Source organism: Nocardia puris (genome assembly GCF_003315035.1).
Taxonomy (GTDB): Bacteria; Actinomycetota; Actinomycetes; order Mycobacteriales; family Mycobacteriaceae; genus Nocardia; species Nocardia puris.
This window is the reverse complement of sequence record NZ_QNRE01000004.1, coordinates 544485-568107: the sequence shown is the minus strand read 5'-3', so window position 1 is coordinate 568107 and position 23623 is coordinate 544485. Positions and strand designations below refer to the sequence as shown.

Genomic DNA, 23623 nt, shown 5'->3' with positions numbered 1-23623 from the left:
TGCCCACCGACGCCGCCCGCCGGCGCGCTGGACGCCGCCGCGAAGGTCATCGGTTCCGAGGCGCGGCTGACGCCCGTGCGCTCGTCGATGCCGAAGCCTGTCGGAGGCGTCCAATAGTGCTCACCCGGCACGGGCTAGGAAATGGCTACGGCACCAGGACGATTCGGCCGCGGAGGCCGCCTTTGGTGAGGCGTTGGTGGGCGGTGGCGTAGTCGGTGAGGGGGAGGGATTCGGCTACGCGGAGGGTGAGGGCGCCGGCGGTGGCGCGGGTCGTGAGGGATTCGAGTTGGGCGCGGTCGGCGTGGGCGAAGACGGTGGTGACCGTGATGCCGCGCAAGGGGATCGGGGTGGTGTGGGCGGTGACGGAGGCGAAGCGGCCGAGGGTGCGGACGGCGCCGAGGCTGGCGGGGCCGAGTGCCGCCGCGTCGAGGGCGGCGTCCACACCGCCGGGGTAGCGGGTGCGGACGGTGGCCGCGAGGTCGGTTGTGCGGGGGAGGGTTTCGGCGGCGCCGAGGGTGCGGAGCAGCGGTTCGTCGGCGGCGTCGGCGAGCGCGGCGACGTGCACGCCCGCGGCGGAAGCGAGTTCGACCGCGTAGCCACCGACCGCGCCGGCCGCGCCGGTGACGAGGAGGGTTTCGCCGGGCCGCAGGTCGAGGGCGTTCAGGGCTTGGAGGGCGGTGAGTCCGTTGAGCGGGATGGTGGCGGCGGCGATGTCGTCGAGGGAGTCGGGGATCGGGGTGACCTGCGCGCCCTCGAACGCGACGGCCTGATCGACCGCCACGTCACCCCCCAGGTCCCCGTCCGCGTCGACTACGAACTCACCGACCTCGGCCGCAGCCTCCACCCGGTGCTGGTCACCATGAAGGACTGGGCCGAGTCCCGCATGGGCGAAGTGCTCGCCGCCCGCGCCCGCTACGACGCGCAGCGGTAGGGGTACGCCTCGCGTCCTTGACCGAATATCCCGTGACGCAGAACCGTGCAACTCGGGCTCGGCGATCCGAACCGGGGAGCCGATCCGAATACCCGCCGGGAGGGTGGGCGGTCGGTTTTCTATGACCGGCGGGTTACCGAGAGAGCGTCCGAATTGTCCTGACGCGCTGCCGGTTTCGAAGGTGTGAAGGATCTGTGACCGGGGCGCGGATTGCGAGACGAATCGCGTTTCGATACGTACCCTCGTGGGTATGACAGGAGCCTTCGATGACATGGATCTGCGCGATCTCGTCGATCTGCTCACCGACGAGGAGAAGCGCGAAATCCGGCCCGCGATCCTGCGGGTCCTGAACCGCCTGCCCGCCCAAGAGGTGCTGCGCCGCGAACTCGGCCGCCGCATGCTCGAGGTCTGACCCCGCCTGCCACCGCACATCCCCTACCCCGCCACCCGGTGGGGTACGAGTGCGGTGCGGACGGGACCGAGCAGGATCAATCCGTCACACGGTCGAGCAGATCCTTGGTCAGCACCGGCCGGACGGTCACACCACCGGCAGCCAGCGCGTGTTCCCTCGCGGGCGAGCGGTCGATGGCGCACACCACGGTGTCCACGGTCGCACCCCGCGCACGCAATTGCCGAGCGGCGGCGCGCACCGCACCACCGGTCGTGACGACGTCCTCGATCAGCACGACGTAGCGACAAAGTGCGGGTAGACCGGCGCCAACGAAAACCGTTGACCCCCTGGGCAGCTCGACAACCTTGGCGTGAAACGCAACGTGCACCCGAGCCGTGCACGCACCCGGCCGTGAACAGAAACCGCCCGGGTGGACTCGAAGTCCACCCGGGCGGTTTCACGCATCCACCGCTCAGAACACTCGCATATCACCGGGCGACCACAACCCGTTGCGGGTGTGGGTGCCGGTGGTGAGGTCGGCGGGGCGGGCGTTGGGGTAGTAGCGGTCGTAGCGCTCCAGGGAGCCCCAGTCGCGGGCCCAGTCGTCCTTCATGTAGGTCGGGAGGGTGACGGACTTGGCGAGCATCTGGGAGAAGCCGAGGGGGCCGCCGAACTCCTGGGCCTGCCAGGTGTTGGTGGAGCTGATGGCCAGCGGGCGGTCGGGGAGGATGCGGTAGTTCGGCACCTCGGCGACGCCGTTCTCGTGGCTGAACGGCCGCTGGCACGGGAATTGCAGGCCCACCGCCCAGTCCAGCAGCACCGGCTGGTCGCGGCCGATGTAGTCGTTGAGCGAGACCAGCTGCGGCATGCGCGGCGGGGTGAACGCCAGCCACTGGTCGCCGATCAGGATCGGGTCGTTGGCCAGCACGCGCACCGCGTCGGCGTCGGGGGCGATCTCGTCCAGCGGCACCCGCAGGTTGCGCCAGGACGGGAACGGGCCGATATCGCGCGGCAGGTACTCGCCGAGCACCTCGACGCCGCCGTCGGGCAGCCGCCTGCCGTACTCCACCCGCAGCGACTGGCCGTAGGTCATATCGCCGGTGTCGGTGAAGGACATGATGCGCCCCGCCGCCGTGATCACGATCAGCGGCCGGTCCTCGGACCGCTCCGGCAGCTCGAACCAGCTCGAGGTCAGGTGCGCGGGCTGCTGCACGCCCTCCTGGTAGCTGCCCATGATCGGGGTGGTGGCCGGGTCCAGGCCGAACGGCAGCGCGACCGTGGAGCCGTTCACGCCGCGCTCACCCTGGCCGCCGCCGGTGCCCGCGCTCTCGCCCTCGGCGAACGCCGCGCCCACCGACTGGGTGGAGGTGTTGCCGGTGCCCGGCTTCACCTCGACGGCGTCGGCGGACAGGTCGTCGGGCACCCCGTTGGGGTCGAAGCCGACCGGGTTCGCGCCCGCCAGCGGATCGCCGTTGGCCGGCGGCGCGGCCGGGTCGATGATCGGATTCAGCCTGCCGCCGTTGGGGTCGGGCTCCACCAGGATGTCGCCGGCCAAGCCGCAGGTCTTGCCGCCGAGCGCCTCGATATTGGACCGTCCCAGCGAGTAGGCCGGGTACTGCGAGTACGCGCCCTTGGCCAGCGAGGCGACCTCGAGCAGCACCATGCCCGCCGCGACGATCGTCAGCGGGATGGCGGCGAACTTGCGAATCCGCCTGCCGCGCGCCGTCTTCGCGGACGGTTGCGGCTTGATGTACTCCTCGCGCAGGGTGAACCAGGCGACCAGCGCCAGCGCGACGCCGAACAGGATCAGCATGAGCGTGTTGGACTGGTAGCCCGACAGCGAGATCCGCTTGTCGAACCACGGCACCCCGAAACTCGACACGTACCAGTAGCCGTTGATGCCCGAGAACGCGATCGCCAGCACGAACAGCAGCCCGGCCAGGAAGATGGCCCGGTTCTTGCGCGCCCGCAGCGCCGTCGCCGACACCGCGACCGCGGTCACCGCCGCCAGCGAACCCGCGATGCCCGCGTACGCGCCGAAGTGGTGGGTCCACTTGGTCGGGTTGAACATCATGAAGAAGATCGTGCCGAACACGATGCCCATGAGCCGCCAGGTCGGCGCGCTCGCGATGCCGGGCACCCGCCTGCGGCGCAGCAGCACCAGCATGGTGGTGAACAGGCACAGCAGCATCACCAGGAAGGCGAAGCGGCGCGAGAGCGAACCGTCGACCGTCTCCACGAACAGGTAGTAGTAGCGCAGGTAGTCCTCGTACCAGGCCAGGTTGGGTCCGGTGGCCTGGCGCACCCGGTTGGCCTCCTGGATGCCGGCGAAGGTCTGGTCGCTGTAGACCACGGTCAACACCAGCAGGCCCGCCGCGGCGATGGGCGCCAGCAGCGGCAGCGTGCCGTGTTCGCGATGGCGGCGCACCACGATTCGCACCAGCGGCCGGATGCCGGCCAGCAGCGCCGCCACACACATCAGGCCGGTCGGCGCGGCGGCCAGCGTGAACGCCGCGATCAGCACCGCGATACCGGCGGGCAGCAGGCGGCCGGTGGCGATGGCCCGCTCGATCGAGACCCAGGTCAGCAGCGCGCCCAGCGCGACGATCGGCTCGGAGCGCAGGCCGTTGTCGAACGGCAGCCAGAAGGCCAGGAACACCAGGCCGCCGGTCCACAGCGCCACCTGACTGTTGCGCACGCCGCGCCCGAGGCGGGGCACCACCTCGCGGCTGATCACCAGCCAGCACAGGATGGCGCAGCACAGGGCGGGCAGGCGCACCCACGGGCTCGCGGTGGAGATCTCCGCGAACACCTGGATCACGTAGTAGTACCAGCCGAACGGCGCCTCCGGCACCCCGTACCAGCGGAAGTAATTGGCCATGTAGCCGGCTTCCGGCGCGACGCGCACCATGCTCAGGATGTAGCCGTCGTCGGAGGTGTTGGCGCCGATGAAGTGCCACACCAGCAGCGTGCCGATCACCGCGCCGTCGGCGGCGGTGGGCTTGAACCAGTTCGCGGGCAGGAAGCGACGGTGCCCGCGGCCGTCACTGCCGTCGAGGCGGGCCAGCGCGCCCAGCGCCAGCAGCGTGCACAGCACCGCGCCCAGGATCGCCAGCAGCTTGACCAGCGTGGGGCTGGAGCTGAAGCGGGTGTCGACGGTCATGTCGAACGCCAGGTCCGCGGGGACATCGCCGCGCAGATCGGTGAACACGCCCACCACCTGCGGGCGCAGATCACCGAGCAGCTGCCCCTCGACCGGCACCTGCACGGTCTCCACCTGACCCGGCGCGCCGCCCTCGACCGGGCGCTCCACCGTGTTCGTCAGGCCGACGAACGCCGCGTGGGTGCGGTTCTGGTCGGAGGTGATGGTGATGGCCGAGCACTCCCCCATCCGCGACCGCTCGGCCGAGGCCACCACCGCGTTGCGGTCCACCACGTCGACCGCGCTGTCGGAGACCCGCACGAACAGCGCCTCCAGCGCCGCCCGGTCGCCCTGCGGCGGCGCGGTGGCCAGCAGCATGCCGCCCTGTTCGGGCAGCGCGGCCACGGCGGCGCACGGGATGGTCGCGGTCAGGTCGATCGGCACCTGCGACATCAGCGGCGCCTGCACGCTGTCCAGCGTGCCGTTCTGCGGCCAGCTCAGGATCGCGGTGGTCTGCTTGACCGGCAGGAACGGCGCGGCCAGCGCCAGCAACGCGCCCAGCGTTCCGGCCACCAGCGCGATTATTCGCGCGGTGCGGAAATCCTTGGGACGAACCTCGGGTGCGGCGGGAGGCTTTGTCAAGACAGCGGTTGCGGCGTCGGGCACGGTTGCAAATGCTAGCCGGTGCCCGCGCGGGGCGACCGGCGGATTCACACCGCGCCGACAGCGGTGCGAAACGCGAAAAGGGGACCCGTGTTGCTGACCGGTCACCCCGGCAATGGAAAGGTGGGGGTATGACCAAGGTGAATCTCGAGACGAATTTCGGACCGATCGTCCTGGAACTGGACGAGAGCAAGGCGCCCGCGTCGGTGCAGAACTTCGTGGACTACGTGAACGCCGGCCACTACAACGGCACGATCTTCCACCGCGTCATCCCTGGTTTCATGGTCCAGGGCGGCGGATTCGAGCCCGGTATGCGGCAGAAGGGCACCAAGGCCCCGATCCAGAACGAGGCGGGCAACGGCCTGAAGAACACCAAGTACACGGTCGCGATGGCCCGCACCAACGACCCGCATTCGGCCACCGCGCAGTTCTTCATCAACGTCGCCGACAACGATTTCCTGAACCACACCGCGCCCACCCCCTCGGGCTGGGGTTACGCGGTGTTCGGCGCCGTGGTGGACGGCACCGAGGTGGTCGACAAGATCGCCGGCGTGGCCACCGGTTCGGCCGGTATGCACCAGGACGTTCCGCTGGACGACGTGGTGATCACGTCGGCGACGGTCGCCTGAGACACCCGCGACGACATATCGGGCCGTATTCCGCGAGGAATACGGCCCGATCCGCGTTCTAGAGCGGCAGCAGGTGGTGTTTGCGCGGATTGCGGGAGATCGTCTTGTCCTGGAGCAGCTGGAGGGCCTTGCGGATCTCCAGGCGCGTGGTGGCCGGTTCGATGACCGCGTCGATGTATCCGCGTTCGGCCGCGACCCACGGCGTGGCGACGGTCGCGTTGTAGAAGTCGATCATTTGCTGGCGGATCGCCGCGCGCTGGTCCTCGGGCGCCGCCTCGATCTGGCGGGCGCCGATCAGGCTGACCGCGCTCTCCGCGCCCATCACCGCGATGCGGGCGGTGGGCCAGGCCAGGTTGACGTCGGCGCCGAGCTGCTTGGACCCCATCACCGCGTAGCCGCCGCCGTAGGACTTGCGGATCACCACGGTGACCTTCGGGACGGTGGCCTCCACGAAGGAGAACAGGAACCGGCCGCCGCGCTTGATGACGCCGATCTTCTCCTGTTCCACGCCCGGCAGGAAGCCGGGGGTGTCCACCACGAAGACCAGCGGCAGCTCGAACGCGTCGCACAGCCGCACGAAGTGCGCGGCCTTGTCGGAGGCGCGCGCGTCCAGGGCGCCCGCGTAGACCATCGGCTGGTTGGCGACCACACCGACGCTGCGGCCGTCGACCCGGGCGAAACCGGTGATGATATTGCGGCCCGCCGTCTCGCCGAACTCGTGGAAATCGCCGTCGTCGAAGATGCGCAGCAGGATCTCGTGCATGTCGTAGCCCGCGTTGTCGGAGTCGGGCACGATCGAGTCCAGTTCGCGATCGGAGTCGGTGATCTCCGGTTCCAGCCCGGGGTTCACGATGGGCGGCGGTTCCTGGCAGCTGGTGGGCAGGAAGCTCAGGTATTCGCGCACCCACCGGAAGGCGGCTTCCTCGTCCTTGGCGACGTGGTGGATATTGCCGTACTCGGCCTGGCTGCGCGCGCCGCCGAGCTCTTCCAGGCTCACGTCCTCGCCGGTGACCTCGCGGATCACCTTGGGACCGGTGACGAACATGTACGCCTCTTCGGTCGCCACCACCACGTCGGTGTTGATGGGCGCGTACACCGCGCCGCCCGCGCACTTGCCGAGGATCATCGACACCTGCGGCACCAGGCCCGACAGCGGTTCCTGGCGGCGGCCCAGCTCGGCGTACCAGGCCAGCGAGGTGACCGCCTCCTGCACGCGCGCGCCGCCGGAGTCGTTGATGCCCACGACCGGGCAGCCGACCCGGGCCGCGTACTCCATGATGTAGGCGACCTTGCGGCCGAACATCTCGCCGACCGAACCGCCGTAGACGGTCTGGTCGTGCGAGAACACCGCGACCGGGCGGCCGTCGACGAGCCCGTGCCCGGTGACCACGCCGTCGCCGTAGAGCGCGGCCGGGTCGCCCGGTTTGCGCACCAGGGCGCCGATTTCCACGAAGGTGCCCGGATCGAGCAGCATGTTGATCCGGTCGCGGGCGCTGGGTATGCCCTTGCGCGCCCGCTTGGTGACCCCCGCTTCACCCGCCGGTTCCTGCGCCAGCTCCAGGCGTTTACGCAGGTCGGCGAGTTTCTCGGCAGTAGTGCTCACGGGGCCCCTTTCGCCTCGATCCCGGTGAGCTTCGCGGTCAGGTCGGCGCCGATCGTGCCGATGCGCGGCTCGTCGATGATCTGCAAGTGATCGCCGGGGATATGGATGATCTCCAGGTTCTGCACGTACTCGTCCCAGCCACCGTTGGGCCGCCGGTGCGCGTAGCGCGGTTCGAGCTCGATGGCGCCGTCGTGGTAGCGATCGGCCAGGTAGAGCACGACGTGGCCGCCGTAGGGCTTCGGCTGGATCTTGGCCAGCTCGCGGCTCTCCACCCAGGAATGCTTCTGGTGTTCGAGCACGCCGCCGGGGATCTTCGTGCCGCTGAGCTTGATCAGATCGCCGATCATCTTGAACTGTTCCTCGTCGCTGGCGGCGGCCAGCGTCTCGAGTTGCTCGCGGTCGAGTTCACCCTGCACGTTGTAGGTCTTCTTGGCGAAGGCCTGGTAGCGCTCGATGCGGCGGACGCGCTCGGAGGGGCTGTTGTCCTCGTCCTCGACCGGGATGACCAGGTCGATCAGGCCGACGTGGCGCACGTCCGCCCCTTCGGCGCGCAGCAACTGCGCGACCTGGAGCGCGAGCACCGCGCCCAGGGACCAGCCGTACAGCACGTACGGGCCCTCGCCCTGGATCTTGCGCAGCTCCGGCAGGTACTGGCGGGCCCGCTCCTCGATGGAGCCCTCGACGCGCTCGAAGCCGTACATCGGGGTGTCGGCGGGCAGGCGCTTGAGCAGCGGCTCGTAGACCAGGGTGTTGCCACCGGCCGGGTGGAACACGAAGACGGGCACGGCATTCGAACCGTCCGGGCGCGCGCGCAGCGGGCGGACGAAACCGTCCACGTCGGCGCCGCTGTCCTGGAGCTCACGTACCACGTCGGAGAGTTCCTCGATGGTCTCCGAGTCGAGCACGTCGTCGACGGTGACCTCCGCGCCGACCCGTTCGGTGAGGCGCTCGGCCAGCTTCTCGGCGACCTCCTCCTCGAGGATCGGCAGGGTGTTGAAGATGCCGCCCGCCGACTTGCCGGTGACGATCGCCCAGGTGGCGTAGACCAGGCGCTCGGCCGCGTCGCGCGGCGGGACGTTCTCGGTGTCGGCCGGCTCGGCGGGGTCGGTGCCACCGAAGACAGCGGCGATATCGGTGGTTCCGGTGGACTTCGCTTGGGCCGATAGCTCGGTGGTGCTCGGCGTCGCAGTCGCCGTTCCGGTGGTACTCGGCGCGGCGGCGGTCGACTCCACAGTCGAGGCAGCGGCGCCGGACTCGGCGTTCACGGAGCCGGACCCACCGGCAGCGGTAGCGGACTCGGCGGTAACGCCGGCGGATGCACCAGTCGCGGCAGCGGACTCCGCCGTAGCGGTCGCGGCCTGCGCCACCGGCACCTCCGCCCCCGCGTCCTTCGCCGCCGCGACGGGATCCTCCCCCGCCTCCAGCGCGGCGCGCGCGGCGGCGACGAAATCGGCGTCCACCGTGACGTCTTCGCCCGCGGCCTGGCGCTCGGCGATGGCCTGCACCTCGTCGCGATGTTCGATGGCGTAGCGCAGCACCTTGCCGACCTCGTGCAGGTTGGCGTCGCGCACGGCCTGCACCTGCAACTGCGGGATGTCGAACTCGTACTCCACGCGGTTCTTGATGCGCATGGCCATCAGCGAGTCCAGACCCAGCTCCATGAGCGGGATCTCCATCGGCAGGTCCTCGACGGCGTAGCCCATGGATTCGGCGACGATGAGCGCCAGCCGGTCCTCGAGGGTCTGACTGCCGTTCGGGTCCCACCGGTCGCCGAAGCTCTCCACGACCTCCACCTCGGCGGGCGCCGCGGCGGTCTCGGTGACGGGCTGCGCGGCGACGGCCTCCGGCAGCGGCGCTCCGGAGGTGACGACGGCCTCGAACAGCAGCCGGAAGGCGTTGCCCTCCTTGGCATGCACCTGCGCCGACGCACCGCCGAGGTGCGGGGTCAGCGTGGTGGTCAGGGTGCCCGCGGCGGGCAGCTCGCCGTGCGGCACCGACGCGCCGAGCGCCACGTCGCCGAGCACCTGCGCGGCGGCCGCGCGCACCAGCGCGGGCAGCTCGGTGACGGCCGAGGCCTGCACCTCCCACACGTGGCGGCCGTCGGGCAGCGCGACGTGCGCGCCGGGGGCGCGACCGCTGCCGCCACCGGCGGCCATCCGGCCCTTGGGCCAGAACTCCTTGCGCAGGAACAGGGTTCGCGGCACGTCGGCGTAGTCGCCGTCGGGCAACAGCGAGGGCAGGTCGACGGCGTGGCCGTTGACGTAGAGCTGGGCCAGCGCCGAGATCACGCCCGCCGACTCGTCTTCCTTGCGCTTGAGCGTCGGGATGAGCTGGGCGTTGTGCAGCCCGGCCGCGTAGGTGGTGCCGAGCACCTGCATGAGCGCGACCGAGTTCGGCGCCAGCTCGATAAAGGTGGTGTGGCCGGCGTCCACGGCGAGCTTCACCGCGTTGGTGAAGTACACGCTGTGGCGCATGTTGGTGACCCAGTAGTCCTCGTCGTGCACCGGGTCGCTGCCGGGACGGTAGTAGGTCTCCTTGTGCACCGTGGAATACAGGCCGGCGGTGAGCTCGGTCGGCTCGATGCCGGCCAGTTCGGCGGCCAATTCGCCGAGCAGCGGGTCCATCTGGGAGGTGTGGCCCGCGCCGCGCGTGGGGAGCACACGCGCGAACTTGCCCGCCTCCTCGACCTTCGCGACGATCGCCTGCACTTGCTCGGCCGGGCCGCCGATCACCGTGTTGGTGGGCGCCGCGTACACCGCGCACTCCACGTCGGGGTAGTCGGCGAGCAGCGTGGCCACGTCGTCGGCGCTCAGCTCGACCAGCGCCATATTGCGCACGTCGTCGTCGCTGATCATCTGCTCGCCCTCGCCCATCAGGCGCGAGCGGGCGCAGATCACGCGCACCGCGTCCTCCAGCGCGAGACCGCCCGCGATGTAGGCTCCGGCGACCTCGCCCATGGAGTGCCCGACGACGGCGGTGGGCTCGGCGCCGTGCGCGCGCAGCAGCGCGGCCAGGCCGATCTGGATGGTGAAGATGCCGACCTGCGAGGTGCCGACGTTGTAGTCCTGGGCGTCGTCGAGAAGCATCTCGCGGATCGAGTAGCCCGCCTCGTCCTGCACGAGCTCGTCGACCTCGTCGACGGCGCGGCGGAAGATCGCGTTCTCCGCGTAGAGCTGCTTGCCCATCTTGCGGTGCTGCGCGCCGAAGCCGGAGAGCACCCAGATCGGGCCCTGCGCGGCGGGCGCGTCGGAGGTGAACACGCCGTTGCCGGGCTTGCCCGCGGCAATGGCGCGCAGACCGGCGACGGCCTCCTCGTGCGTCTTGGCGACGACCACACCGCGCGAGCGCCAGTGGCTGCGCTTGGCCAGCGCCCGCGCCACATCGGCCAGCGGCGCGTCCTTGCCCGCGCCCTCCAGCCAGTCGGCCAGTTCGGCGGCGGCGCGCTTGCGGCGCGAGGGCAGGTACCCCGACACGGCGAGGATCACCGGCAGCGGCTCCTCGCGCCCGGGCGACCACTCGGGCTCGGCCTCGGCGGCCTCGGCCTCCGCCACGATCTCGGTGGCCTCGGCCACCACGTCGGTGGTTTCGGCGTCCAGTTCTTCGCCGTCCGAATCGACCTGCGGCGCTTCGGTTTCCGTCGCGGCTGCCGGCACGTACTCCTGGATCACCAAGTGCGCGTTGGTGCCGCCGAACCCGAAGCCGGAGACGCCGATGGTGGCCACACCGCTGTAGCGCGGAAACTCGGTCGGGGTGTCCACGACCTTCAGGTTCGCCTGCTCGAACGGGATGTAGGGGTTCGGGCCCGCGTAGTGCAGGTTGGGCGGAATGACGTTGTGCTGCAACGCCAGCACGATCTTGGCCAGGCTGGCCGCGCCCGCGCCGGACTCCAGGTGGCCGAAGTTGGTCTTGGCCGAACCGAGCAGCGCGGGCTTGTCGGCGTCGCGCCCGCGCCCGACCACCCGGCCCAGCGCGTCGGCCTCGATCGGGTCGCCGATCAGGGTGCCGGTGCCGTGCGCCTCGATGTAGTCGACGGTGGACGGCTTGATGCCCGCGTCGCGGTAGGCGGCGCGCAGCACGTCGGCCTGCGCGTCGGGGTTGGGGGCGAACAGGCCGTTGGAGCGGCCGTCGCTGTTCACCGCGGAACCCTTGATCACGGCGTAGATCTTGTCGCCGTCGCGTTCGGCGTCGGCCAGGCGCTTGAGCACCACCAGGCCCGCGCCCTCGGAGCGGATCATGCCGTCGGCGTCGGCGGAGAACGCCTTGATGCGGCCGTTCTTCGCGAACGCGCCGTTCTTCTCGAAGCCGAGCGAGGCGACCGGCGCGAGGATCATGTTCACGCCGCCGGCCAGCGCCAGGTCGGCGTCACCGTCGCGCAGCGCGCGCACGGCCTGGTGCACGGCGACGATGGTGGACGAGCACGCGGTGTCGACGGTGACCGACGGGCCGCGGAAGTCGAAGAAGTAGGAGACGCGGTTGGCGATGATGCCGGTCGAGGCGCCCAGCAGCGCGTAGGCCTCCGCCGAGATCGGCAGGCTCGGGTCGCGATCGCCCAGGCCCAGCGCCGCGATCAGCTGGAAGTCCTGCGTCGAGGAGCCGACGAACACGCCGACCTGCTCGCCCTTGAGCTCGCTGGCCGGGATCCTGGCGTGCTCGAGCGCCTCCCAGGTGAGCTCCATCATCAGCCGCTGCTGCGGGTCGACGCGCTCCACCTCGACCGGCGACATGGCGAAGAACTCCGCGTCGAAGCCCTTGACCACGTCCTGGTCCAGGTAGCCGCCGAGGGTGTTGCTCTCCTCGATCAGCTTCGCGGTGGCCGGATCGCTGGTGAACTCCTCCCAGCGGCCCTCGGGCAGCTCGCGGATCGCGTCGCCGCCGTTGATGAGGAAGTCCCAGGTGGACTCGGGGGTGTCGCCCGCGCCGGGCAGGCGGGTGGACAGGCCGACGATGGCGATGTCGTGCGCCTCGCCCGGGGTGTATCCGGCGTAGAAGGCGTCGTCGGCCGACTCCGCCGGCAGCTCCGGCTCGCCGTTGACGATGACCTCGGCCAGCGAGGCGATGGTCGGATGCTGATAGATGACGGTGGCCGCCAGCACCACGCCGGTGATCTCCTCGATGTCACCGTGCAGCGCCAGCGCGTCGCGCGAGGCCAGGCCGAACTCCTCCATCGGCCGGTCCACCGTGACCTGCTCGATCGCCTGCCCGGTGGCGTCGGCGACCCAGCGGCGCAACCACTCTCGCACCTCGCTCACCGTGATGTCGGCGGGCGGCGCGACCTCGGAAGCCGTCGGCGCGACGGGTGCGGTCTCGGTCGTCTCGGCGGGCGTGCCCTCGTTGTCAGCCATCAGTTCCTCAAGCTACCTGTCTCCGTACCGGGCGCGCCGCGAAATGGCGCCCGGCTCGGAACACGTCCGCGCCGAGCGCCGGTGACCGGCCTCTAGCTCACCCTGGGCTCTTACTCTTCCGGTGCATCGGGGAAAGCCTGCTGGGTGTAACCACCCCGCAGCGTTCCCTCCAGATACGCAGTCTTGCAGGCGCGCCGGGCGATCTTGCCGCTGGAGGTGCGCGGGATCGAGCCCGCGGGCACCAGCAGCACGTCACGCACGGTCACACCGTGGCGCTGCGAGACCGCCGCGCGCACCGCGTCGGCGATCGGCAGCGGATCGGCCTTGCCGGCGCCGGGACCGCGCTCGGCGACGATGACGAGGTGCTCGGAGGCGTCGTCGGCGTCGAACGTCTTCAGCCCGGAGTGGCTGCCCTGCTCGAACACCTCGGCGGGCAGCTGGTTGGCGGGCACCGAGAACGCCGCGACGAAGCCGGGGCGCAGCGCCTTGCTGGCCTCCTGCGCGGAGTACTCGAGGTCCTGCGGGTAGTGGTTGCGGCCGTCCACGATCACCAGGTCCTTCACCCGGCCGGTGATGTAGAGCTCGCCTTCGAAGTACACGCCGTAGTCGCCGGTGCGCATCCAGTTCGCGTCCTCGGGCGTGCCCTCGGCGTGGCTGCCCTCGGGCAGGCGTTCGGTGATCTTGTTCTGGAAGGTCTTCTTGGTCTCGTCCGGGCGGCCCCAGTAGCCGATGCCCATGTTGTTGCCGTGCAGCCAGATCTCGCCGACCCGGCCGTCGGGCAGTTCATGACCGCCGCCGTCGTTCTCGACGGTCTCCGGGTCCACGATCGCGGCCCACTGCGACAGCGCGACATAACCGCAGGACACCTGCGCGATCGCGTTGTCGGTGCCGGGCTCCACCTTCACCATGCGGCCCGCGTTCAGCGCGTCGCGGTCGACGTAGGTGACCTTGGCCTCGTCCTCGGCCTTGGTGGCCGAGACGAACAGCGTGGCCTCGGCCATGCCGTAGCAGGGCTTGATGGCGGTCTTGGGCAGGCCGTACGGCGCGAACGCCTCGTTGAACTTCTTCATCGAGGACGTGGTCACCGGCTCGGAGCCGTTGATCAGGCCGATCACGTTGGACAGGTCCAGCGACTCGCCCTGCTTGGGCAAACCGCGCGCGGCGGCGTGCTCGAAGGCGAAGTTCGGCGCGGCGGCGAAGGTGCCCGCGCCGTCGGACACGGCGGCCAGCTCCTTGATCCAGCGGTAGGGCCGCCGCACGAACGCACTCGGCGACATGATGGTGATGTACTTGCCGCCCACCGCGGGCAGGATCACCGTGAGCAGGCCCATGTCGTGGAACAGCGGCAGCCAGGTGACGCCGCGCGAGTTCCAGTCCAGGTTGATCGCGTCCACCATCTGCAGCAGGTTGGTGCCGACCGCGCGGTGGGTGATCTCCACACCGGCGGGCACGCGGGTGGAACCCGAGGTGTACTGCAGGTAGGCGATGTCGTCGATCTTGAGGTCCGGGCGCACCCAGGTCTCGCCGACGCTGTCGGGGATGGCGTCCACGGCGATGATGCGCGGGCGCTGCGCGGCGGGCAGCGCGCGGAAGAACTGGCGCACCCCGGCCGCCGACGAGCTGGCGGTCAGGATGGCCGAGGGCTGGCAGTCGCCGAGCACCGCGTGCAGGCGGTCGGTGTGACCGGGCTCGTCCGGGTCGAACAGCGGCACCGAGATGGTGCCCGCGTAGATCGCGGCGAAGAAGGAAACCACGTAGTCCAGACCCTGCGGGGCCAGGATCGCGACCCGGTCACCCCGCTTGGTGACCTGCTGGAGGCGGGCGGCCACCGCGCGCAGCCGCACCCCGAATTGCTGCCACGTCAGCTCGTGTACCTCACCATCGCGTTCCCGCGAATAATCGATGTAGCGGTACGCGAGCGTGTTCGCGTCATTGCGGGTGTGCTTCTCGACGTGATCAACCAGGGTGTGATCCTCGGGAATTCGGATGTTCCCGGTTTCGTCCAGGTAGTCGTCGAAAGTCTCTTCCATTCCTTCTTCTCCTCCGAGGCGCACCCTGAACGGCGGTGCGTACACCACTGTTCACCTGTGAGGCCCCGACTCGCTTTCGCCCGCGGATGCTCTCGTGACAAGACGACAGCCTGCGGATTATTCCTGCGGTCTGCGCGGTGACCGCTATCGGCTAGATGTATTCAAACCAGGGTCATGTTACAGAGATGACCCGTTCACTCTTCCCGCAGCAGGGGGATAACCGGCGCGAAAGCGTCCATCTGGGTGGGGAACACCCCGACGTACGACATCGACGTGAGTTGCCGCACACGGCGGATCTGCTCGGCGATCTCCTCGAAGCTACCGATCGCCACGTACGGCGAGTTCAGGATGTCCTCGACGGAGAGCTTGGTGTCCACCTCCAGGTCCGGGTGCAGGCCGCGATCGATGGCCGACAGCGCCATCTCCGCGGTCTTCTCCCGGTCGTCGGTGATGACGATCGCGGTGATCGCCCAGTTGAGCTCGATCTCGGCGAAGCGGTCGCCCGCGGCCTCCTTGATCAAGTTCACCTTCTCCACGGTCTTCTCCAGGGTGATGCCGGAGAGCAGGCCCTTGCCGTTCTTGGTGGTGACCGGAACGACGGAGATGATGTCGGCGTGCTTGGCGGCCAGGCGCAGCATCTTCGGTCCGCCGCCGCCGGTGCAGATCGGCGGGCGCGGGCCCTGCCGCGGCCGCGGCGTGCCCTTGATCCCGTCGACCTTGTAGTACTTGCCCTCGAAGTGGCACTCCTGGCCGCGCAGCAGCACGTCCAGAATCGTCAGCGTCTCGTCCAGTTTGGCGAGGCGCACACCCGGCGAGTCGTAGTCGAGGCCGGCGGCGAGGTACTCGTCCTGCTTCCAGCCCGCGCCGATGCCCACTTCCAGGCGGCCCTTGGAGAGCACGTCGATGGTGGCGAGATCCTTGGCCAGCACCACCGGATGGCGAAAGCCGTTGGCCAGCACCGAGGTGCCCAGCCGGATCCGCTCGGTGGCCTGGCTCAGCGCGCCCAGCGCGGCGATCGGGCCGATCTGGTCGCCGAGGTGGTCGGGCACGACGAAGGTGTCGAAGCCGTACTCCTCGGCCTGCTGCGCCGTCTGCACGAACTTGCGCGCGCCACCCTCTTGCTTGTTTCCCTCGCCCGCGGCCGCGAAGCGGAAAGGACGCGCGGGGGTGCCCAGCGCGGTCAGCTCACCGGCCGGTGCGGCGGCTTGTGTCATGAACTCATGCTCCTGGCTGTAAGGAAATGCGGCGCGACACAGCCCCGGATACTCGGGCGTACGTCGCGATCATCAGCGCACTTTACAACGTACCGACGAACTCCTGTGCGTTGTCTTCCGAGCGCGGTGCCCGGCACACGCCGCGAGGGTGTGGTTTGTGCCATCTCACGAATGCGGCGGGCGCGGGGCCGACTCGATCAGGCCGCTCGCCCACCCCACCGTCCACCGCGTCGCCGTGGTGCCGTTGCCGTCCACGACATAGCCGTTGTACAGGTTGTGCACCGGATTGCCGATCGCGCCGACCAGGGTCAGCACGCTCGGCACCCAGTTCACCGGATTCAGCGCCTGGCGCGGCGAATCGCAGATCAGGTCGCCCGGCGCGCAGATGGTGAAGGTGCGCTCGCCGAGGGGGCCGAACTCACGCGGGCCGGTCATCGTGATGCCGGGCACGTTCAACCCGGCCAGCGCGACTTCGGCACCCACGCCGGGCGGCGGCGGGCCGATCTCGACGGCCTGGCCCGGCCCGGATTCGCCGGTGCGGCGACCGTCGGCGAGCAGCGCGACGCCCAGCACGCGGTCGGCGGCGACCGGGCCCTCACCCGCGCCGATGCGGGCGGCCACGTCGCCCGCGATCACCGCGCCCTGGGAGAAGCCCGCCAGCACATAGGTCGTCAAGGGGCATTCACTTGCGCGCGCCGTCATCGCGTCGATCAGGCGCTGGGTGCCCTCGGACCGGCTGTTGTTGTAGGACTGCTGACCGTCCGGCGGAATCGCGATCGGGTTCGAGAACTGCGCCACGTACGGCACCGTGTACACGTCGAGCCGGTCGCCGGGGAACTGTGCGCGCAGCGGCCCGGAGATGTTCAGCATCAGCGAGGCGGGATTGGCCGACGGGTTGTACGGATCGTCGACGCTGCTCGACTCCCAGGTGCCCGGCACCGAGTACAGCTGCACATCGGGACAGGTCTCGGGCTGGGTGGTGGGCGGCGGCTCGGGCCCGGGGCCGGGCTCGGGCACCCGCAGGCGCCCGGCCAGCAGGTACCACAGCGCGATCACGATGATGACGAGCAGCGCCACCACCGCGAGGAACACCAGACAGCCCGCCGGCCGGGACCTGCGGGATCGGGCACCGCGACGCGCGCTCACTGGCAGTAGGTCGACTTCGCGGTCTGGATGTAGATCTCACCGGCCTTCTCGACCGGCATCTTGGCCGGGTCGAAGGAAGGGTCGGCACCGGCCATCGCGTTGACGAAGGTGGTGATCTCCTGATCGGACACCCCGGAGGCGGTGCCGTCGCACACGTAGGCCGCGATGCTCAGCGCGATATCGGGCCCGTACGGCGTGATGCCCTGCTCCTTCAGCGCGTCGAGGAACTTCTGGTCCCGCTCGCTGAGGTCGGCCGAACCCTGCGGGGTCTCGGCGGTCGGCACCGGCTGCGGACGCTCGGGGGCCGGGGTCTCGGCCTGCGGCGTCGTCTCGGGGGCGGGTGCCGGCGTCTGGCCGTGGTCCTCGTGGTTCTCGGCGCCGGTCGGCGCCGCGGCCGAGGTGGGCGCCGCCGCGGTGGTGGTCAGCGTCGGGGTGCTCGACGCGGTGGAGTCGTTGTCACCGCACGCGGTGAGCAGGGCGGTGGCGGCCACGGCCACCGCGACGCCGAATACCTTTCCACGGGTCCGATGCATGAATGTCTGTCCTCGATCTGTCGGCAGGGGGGATCGGTCGGCCCCCAGGGTAATGGCAACGGCGGGGTTCAGTTGCCGTGCACTTGCGCCTTGCCGTCGACGACGGTGACGAACCCCAGTTGGAAGTTCTGGCGCACACCACCCGGGATGGCGAACTCGTCGCCGACCGGATAGCCGAGCCTGCCGTTCTCGAAACCCTCCGCGCCCCACGCGTCCATCAGCGGACCGTTGCGCACCGCCCAGGCACCCGAGAGCGGACTCCAGTAGAGGTTGCCGCCCTCGAACCGGCTGTAGCGGCCGAGGTCCTTCAGCGGCTGCTCCTCGGCGGCCGGGAAGCCGAGCCAGCTGTTCTCGTAACCCATTTCGGCGTACTTGCCCAGGATCAGTCCCTGCACGCGGTGCACGCCGGTGGCGGCGCTGTAGTAGAAGGGCCCGTTCTCGAACGCCTGCACCGCGCCGTCGCGGTTGGGGGTCTTCACCTCGGGCGCCACCGGGTAGCCCGCGGGGCCGCGCTCGAAGCCCTGCCTGCCCCACTCGTCGAGGATCGCGCCGCGCACCACATGCGCGCCGGTCTGTGGCGTCCAGTACAGCGAGCCGTGCTGGAACGCCTGGTAGCGCCCGCGCCCGTCCGGCAGGGGGTGTTCCCCGTCGATGGGCAGCCCGAGCGGACCGCCGGGACCCGCCGCGGCCTGGTAGCCGCCGCCGATCATGCCGCCCACCGCGTGCGCGCCTGTCGCGCCCGAATAGAACACCCGGCCGCCGACGAAGTCCTGCGCCACACCGCCCGGCACCGCGTACTCGGCCGTGCGGCACGGGCCGAGCCAGCCGTTCGCGGCGGCCACCGGGCCGATCGCGCCGGCCGCCGCACACGCCGGGCCGTTCGGCTCCACGCCGAGCGCCGAGGCGGCCTGCGGCCAGGATTGGCGCATCTCGAAATCCCAGTAGGGCCACGAATGCGTCCCGGACGCACGGTAATTCACCTGCACCGGGATCTGGAGCTCACCGAGCTTGGTGACGAAGTTCTCCGAGGTGAGCCGCGAGAGGATCTCCAGACCCATCCCGGCGAAGTTGGTGCTGATGCCGGGGATGATCCCGGACTCCTGATCGAACGGCCCGGTGGTGCCGGCGCCGCTGGAGACGTAGAGGCTCACGCCCTTCAGGTGCTCGGCCAGCCGGTAGGGATCGTGCGCCTCCCACTGCGGGTCGGTCGGCGGGCCCCACATGGCGGCCGAGTCGTAGCCGCCCGCGTCGCGCATGGCGAACTGGATGGCCTGCGGCATGCCCAGCGTGGTGGTGGTGAGGAAGCCGGAGTAGGAGGCGGCGTACTTCGCGAATTGCGGGTTGCGCCCCGCCAGGAACATGGCGGCCGTACCGCCCATCGACAGGCCCGCCAGGCCGCGGGCGTCGGTCGCGCGCCACTGGCTCTCCAGCAGCGGCGGCAGTTCCTTGGTCAGGAACGTCTCCCACTTGTAGTTGCGGCCGTTGTCGGGCTGCAACCAGTCGGCGTAGAAGCTGGACTGGCCGCCCACCGGCAGCACCACGGTGACGTTCTTGTCGGCGTAGAAGTCGGCGGCGCCCGCGTCCTTGGTCCAGCCGCTCTCGTCCTCGGTGGCGCGCAGGCCGTCGAGCATGAACAGCAGCGGGAACTTCGCGTCGGGGCGGGTGTTCCAGTCGCGGGCGAGCAGCAGCTGCACCTGCACGGGCGTGCCCATGGACGGCGAGTTCACCCAGAGGGCGACGCGGCGGTCGGTCAGCCAGATGGCGTTGTGGACGGTGGCCTCGGCGGGCACGGCGGCCGGCTGGGCCTGGGCGGGGGCGGCGGCGAGTCCGGCGGCCAGCGGGATGGTCAGCGCGGTGGCCAGCAGGGTGAGCCGACCGCGTGCGGAACGTCCGCCGCGCCGTTTCGCTCTCTTACCACAAGCAACTCCAGCCACAAGAGTTTTGTACTCCTGAAAAGACGAAGTTCCGTGCACGCCACGCCAGTAGCTAACGAATCCGTCTCAGAGGGTTGACCCTTCAACGCGACGACGCCGCCGTTTCCTGGGGAAACGGCGGCGTCGTGGAACTTTCGGGTACTTACCTCACCAGGCGCCGGTGGCGTCGAGGATGCCCTTGCGGGTGTTCCACAGCTGGTCCTGCCAGTACTTCCAGTTGTGGGTGCCGGTGGCCGGGAAATCGAAGTGGGCGGGGATGCCCAGCGAGTTCAGGCGGACCTGGAAGGCGCGGGTGTTCACCAGCGAGAGGGCCTCGAGCGCCATCGCGTTACCGGTGTTGAACACGCCGACCGGCGAGTTCGGGCGGTCGTGCTGGCCGGGCAGGCCCGAGGACGCCGAGATGTACATCGGCAGGCCCTTGAGCTGCGGGGCGAACACGAACGGGTCCATGCGCAGCCACTCCGGGCTCCACGGCGCGGCCATCGCGTCCACGTTGAAGCGGCCGGCGTCCAGCATCGCGATGCGGATCGCCTCGCGCATGCCCGGCGCGGAGATGTTCAGGTAGCCGGAGTAGGAACCGGCGAACTTGAACTGGTCGCGGTGGTAGGCGGCCAGGGCCAGGGCCGCGCTGCCGCCCATGGACAGGCCGACGACGGCGTTATTGGTCTTGGAGACGCCATAGCCCGCGAGGAAGTTGGGCAGCTCCTGGCTGAGGAAGGTCTCCCACTTGTAGGTGGTCTTCTGCCCGTTGGTGTTCGAGGGCGCGTACCAGTCGCGGTAGAAGCTGGACTGGCCGCCGACCGGCATCACCAGGGTGATGTTGTCGTTCTTGAACTGCTCCATGGCGTTCGTCTCGAACGACCAGGCGTTGCGGTCGTCGCGGGCGCGCATGCCGTCGAGCAGGTAGAGCGCGGCGTTGCCGCCCCGCGCGGCCCACTGCACCTGGACCTTGATCGGGCCCATCTGCGAGGGCACCATGAGCTCTTCGTAGCCCCCCGCCGGCGCACGCAACACCGGCGCGTACGCCGGGGCGGCCGTGGCGACGGTCGGGGCCGCCAGTCCGGTGGCGATCGGCAGCGCTAGTGCCGCTGCGCCGACAGCCAGAATTCGCTGACGCCATCCACGAGGTGCGCCTCGCCGTCCTGCCTTGACACTCTTCGGCGCGGCGGCCCTGCCGAAACGCATGAATACTGCTCTCTTTCTGCTGTTGTGGCGCCCGCTCACCGTGAGGCGAGCCGACACCCGTGCCGACGAGACGCACGTCACACTCGCGCCGGATCCCGACCTCCGGCACAGATGACCGCGCTGCAACGATCTGGTCACACACTTGCGCTCGCGAGAGAATATTCGACACCCGAATCGTTAGCAAGATTGCCGCCGCTCCGTTGGCCGATATCCGCCCGCGCACACTCTGTGATCGTGCGGTGACCCTATCGCGTTCCGGTCGCGATGTCGTCCCGGATGTCCGATTTTGTCATCTCACCCGAGATGGGCGCTCAGATCCGGCAGCATCTCATAGACCTGATCCTCCCAGTAGCGCCAGAAGTGCACGCCCACCGGCGTATAGCGATACACGGCGTTGGCGCCGCCCAGACTGTCCATCCGGGCCTGGAACGCGCGGGTGTTGGCGAGCGCGATCGTCTCCAGCGCCATGGCGTTGCCGAGGTGGTAGACGTCGATCGGTTCCTCGATCACGTCGCGCGGGCCGTTCACCCCGTTGCCGGTCGCGATCCACAGGCGAGTTCCGTTGGCGCGCAACAGCGGTGCGAACATGAACGGGTCGTTGCGCAGCCAGCGCGGATCCCACGGCGGGCCCCACATGGCGTCGATGTTGAACCCGCCCGCGTCCAGCAGCGCCAGCCGCAACCCCTCTTTCATACCGGGCGCGGAGATGTTCAGGTAGCCGGAATACGAACCGGCGTAACGGAATTGGTCGGGGTGGTAGGCGGCCAGCGCGAGCGCGGCGCTGCCGCCCATGGACAGGCCGAACACGCCGTTCCCGTAGGGATTGAAGCCCAGCCGGTCACGCAGCGCCCAGCGCAGGTTCTGGGTCAGGAAGGTCTCCCACGCGTACGGGGCGGTCTGGCCGTTGGTGTTGCTCGGCGCGATCCAGTCCGAGTAGAAGCTGGACTGGCCGCCCACCGGCATCACCACGTTGATGTTCCATTGCGGCAGCACCCGCGAGATCTCGGTGTCGATCTCCCAGCCGCTCAGGTCGTTGCGGGCGCGCAGGCCGTCGAGCGCGTACACGACGCGGCGGGTGTTGCCGTCGGCGGCGCGGAAGACGCGCGTCTTGATCGGGCCCATGCTGGAGTCGACCCAGAAATCGAAACCGGCCGGGTTGTAGTCCGCGGCGGCCGAGGGAATCGGCCCCACCGCCGCCACCCCGAACGGCGCGGCCACCGCGAGTGCCAGACCGGCGGCCGACCGGCGCAGCCACCCCCGCGACCATCCTCTGGCAACTATCCCGCGTATCCCGCCATCCCGCATCGACTCGACCTTTCGCCCTGCGATCCCCATCGACCGCAACCGCCATGCATGACAATCGACACTCGACGCCGGGAACCGAACGTGCGCTGTTCGTCGGCGGTACCACTTTCTATAAGCGGGAATTCGGCCTACACGCCGGTAATTACACGTGGCGAGATCGGATCGTGACGAAAGCGGAAGATTTGCCCGATTTTCCGTGACACGTCGCGAATACCGGAGCGGCACCGTACTCAGCGATCTTCCGGACAACACGAAACCGCCCGCGACCATTCGGGTCGCGGGCGGTCGAGACAGCCGGAATCAGCCGATATTCGCCGACATGTCCGGGATCATGCGCAGCGCCTCGTCGTTCCAGGTGTTCCACGCGTGGATACCGAACTGCGGGAACGAGTAGTGCGCGTTGCCGCCGCCCAGGGTCGCCATGCGCACCTGGAACGCCCGGGTGTTGGCCAGCGCCAGCGCCTCGAGGCCCATGCCGTTGAGCGTGTTGAAGCTCGGCGGATCGGTGTTGGTGGGCAGGCCGCTGGCCGCCGCGATCCACACCCGGGTGCCGTTGCGGATCAGGTTGGGCGCGAAGACGAACGGGTCCATGCGCAGCCACTGCGGACCCCACGGCGGGGCCATCGCGTCCACGTTGTAACCGCCCGCGTCGAGCATGGCCAGGCGGATGGCCTCGCGCATACCGGGCGCGGAGATGTTCAGGTAGCCGGAGAACGCGCCGGCGAAGCTGAACTGATCGGGGTGGTAGGCCGCCAGCGTCAGCGCGGCGCTGCCGCCCATGGACAGGCCGAACACACCGTTGCGGTGGGGGTTGAACCCGAGCCGATCGCGCAGGGCCCAGCGCAGGTTCTGCGTCAGGAAGGTCTCCCACTGGTACCGGTAGCTCTTGCCGGGGCCGCCCGCGAAGGCGTTCAGCGCGCCGGAACCCGAACTCGACCCCGCACCGGCCGGGATGCCGAAGAACTCACTCGGGGCGTTCCAGTCGGCGTAGAAGCTGGACATGCCGCCGACGGGCATGACGACGTTGATGTTGTTCCTGGCGAGGATGCCGGGGATGTCGGTCTCGATCTCCCAGCCGTTGAGCGTCTCGGGCGCGCGCATGCCGTCCAGGACGTAGGCCACGCGGTTGGTGTTGCCGTCGGCCGCGCGGATGACGCGGCTCTTGATGGGGCCCATACCGGAGTCGACCCAGAAGTCGAACGCCGCCGGATTGAACGCCGCCGACGCCGTGGCGCCGGTGCCCGCGACCGATACGCCGAGCGGGGCCAGCATCGCCATCGCGACCCCCAGCGCCCACACCCGCATCCGTGCGCGGGAGGACGGCCGTTCGGCCCTACGTTTCCAGCGGACAACTCGCATTCGACTCGACCTCTCCTTCAGCGGCCGGCGAATGGCAAATAGCAGGCAACATCACCGGCCCCCTCATCGGGCACGAAGATCGCCCGTCCGGCGCAGAACCGGACGTTTCGACCTCAGTGCATGCTCTCTGTGTATGAATCGGGAACGAATGCCTCCATGTTGCTGGATAGTGATCCACGGCACAAGGATTCGCGGTCCCCCACCTCGCATTCGTTG

Annotated in this window: 16 protein-coding genes; 3 read left to right on the top strand and 13 right to left on the bottom strand. The window is 69.6% G+C overall.

Features of this window, described 5'->3' with window-relative positions:
• Positions 1-145: 145 nt before the first annotated feature.
• Positions 146-844: a zinc-binding dehydrogenase gene (locus DFR74_RS37150; protein ID WP_067509744.1), complete on the bottom strand. Its 699-nt coding sequence runs from the start codon at positions 842-844 to the stop codon at positions 146-148.
• Between DFR74_RS37150 and DFR74_RS37145 the strand changes: the two genes are divergently transcribed.
• Together DFR74_RS37145 and DFR74_RS35980 are read left to right on the top strand one after the other, a co-directional pair.
• Entirely contained in the window at positions 767-931 is a 165-nt protein-coding gene (locus DFR74_RS37145) for a winged helix-turn-helix transcriptional regulator (RefSeq protein WP_233444443.1), read from the top strand. The genes DFR74_RS37150 and DFR74_RS37145 overlap by 78 nt on opposite strands.
• A 250-nt stretch (positions 932-1181) precedes the next feature.
• The gene (locus tag DFR74_RS35980) at positions 1182-1343 is read left to right on the top strand and encodes a hypothetical protein (RefSeq protein WP_170160759.1); all 162 of its coding nucleotides are present in this window, start codon (positions 1182-1184) and stop codon (positions 1341-1343) included.
• Between the two features lie 76 nt (positions 1344-1419).
• Here DFR74_RS35980 and DFR74_RS15595 read toward each other — a convergent pair whose 3' ends face one another.
• Positions 1420-1710: a hypothetical protein gene (locus tag DFR74_RS15595; protein WP_198161750.1), complete on the bottom strand. Its 291-nt coding sequence runs from the start codon at positions 1708-1710 to the stop codon at positions 1420-1422.
• A gap of 84 nt (positions 1711-1794) precedes the next feature.
• Positions 1795-5130 (bottom strand): arabinosyltransferase domain-containing protein, encoded by a 3336-nt coding sequence (locus DFR74_RS15590; protein ID WP_067509746.1) that lies wholly within the window; start codon positions 5128-5130, stop codon positions 1795-1797.
• A gap of 128 nt (positions 5131-5258) precedes the next feature.
• Here DFR74_RS15590 and DFR74_RS15585 point away from each other — a divergent pair, with 128 nt between their 5' ends.
• Positions 5259-5756: a peptidylprolyl isomerase gene (locus DFR74_RS15585; RefSeq protein ID WP_067509748.1), complete on the top strand. Its 498-nt coding sequence runs from the start codon at positions 5259-5261 to the stop codon at positions 5754-5756.
• A gap of 58 nt (positions 5757-5814) precedes the next feature.
• Here DFR74_RS15585 and DFR74_RS15580 read toward each other — a convergent pair whose 3' ends face one another.
• From DFR74_RS15580 to DFR74_RS15535, 10 genes are all read right to left on the bottom strand, one after another.
• On the bottom strand, positions 5815-7359 hold the full coding sequence (locus tag DFR74_RS15580; protein WP_067509750.1) for an acyl-CoA carboxylase subunit beta: 1545 nt from the start codon (positions 7357-7359) through the stop codon (positions 5815-5817).
• Positions 7356-12701 (bottom strand): polyketide synthase Pks13, encoded by a 5346-nt coding sequence (gene pks13 / locus DFR74_RS15575; RefSeq protein WP_084537725.1) that lies wholly within the window; start codon positions 12699-12701, stop codon positions 7356-7358. Before pks13 ends, DFR74_RS15580 begins: the two co-directional genes overlap by 4 nt.
• Before the next feature lie 110 nt (positions 12702-12811).
• Complete coding sequence (gene fadD32, locus DFR74_RS15570) at positions 12812-14731, bottom strand: long-chain-fatty-acid--AMP ligase FadD32 (protein ID WP_067509752.1); 1920 nt, start codon at positions 14729-14731, stop codon at positions 12812-12814.
• 194 nt (positions 14732-14925) lie between these two features.
• The gene (locus tag DFR74_RS15565; RefSeq protein ID WP_067509754.1) at positions 14926-15945 is read right to left on the bottom strand and encodes an LLM class F420-dependent oxidoreductase; all 1020 of its coding nucleotides are present in this window, start codon (positions 15943-15945) and stop codon (positions 14926-14928) included.
• A gap of 165 nt (positions 15946-16110) precedes the next feature.
• The gene (locus tag DFR74_RS15560; RefSeq protein ID WP_084537727.1) at positions 16111-17091 is read right to left on the bottom strand and encodes a cutinase family protein; all 981 of its coding nucleotides are present in this window, start codon (positions 17089-17091) and stop codon (positions 16111-16113) included.
• Positions 17088-17624: a DUF732 domain-containing protein gene (locus DFR74_RS15555; protein ID WP_067509758.1), complete on the bottom strand. Its 537-nt coding sequence runs from the start codon at positions 17622-17624 to the stop codon at positions 17088-17090. The genes DFR74_RS15560 and DFR74_RS15555 overlap by 4 nt, the downstream gene beginning before the upstream one ends.
• Before the next feature lie 68 nt (positions 17625-17692).
• Entirely contained in the window at positions 17693-19558 is a 1866-nt protein-coding gene (locus DFR74_RS15550; protein WP_084537729.1) for an alpha/beta hydrolase-fold protein, read from the bottom strand.
• 147 nt (positions 19559-19705) lie between these two features.
• Positions 19706-20743 carry an alpha/beta hydrolase gene (locus tag DFR74_RS15545; protein ID WP_267465286.1) on the bottom strand — a complete coding sequence of 346 codons (1038 nt, stop codon included), beginning with the start codon at positions 20741-20743 and terminating at the stop codon, positions 19706-19708.
• A 294-nt stretch (positions 20744-21037) separates the two neighbouring features.
• Positions 21038-22048: an alpha/beta hydrolase gene (locus tag DFR74_RS15540; protein ID WP_067509886.1), complete on the bottom strand. Its 1011-nt coding sequence runs from the start codon at positions 22046-22048 to the stop codon at positions 21038-21040.
• A 300-nt stretch (positions 22049-22348) separates the two neighbouring features.
• Positions 22349-23407 carry an alpha/beta hydrolase gene (locus DFR74_RS15535; RefSeq protein ID WP_084537731.1) on the bottom strand — a complete coding sequence of 353 codons (1059 nt, stop codon included), beginning with the start codon at positions 23405-23407 and terminating at the stop codon, positions 22349-22351.
• Positions 23408-23623 lie beyond the last annotated feature (216 nt).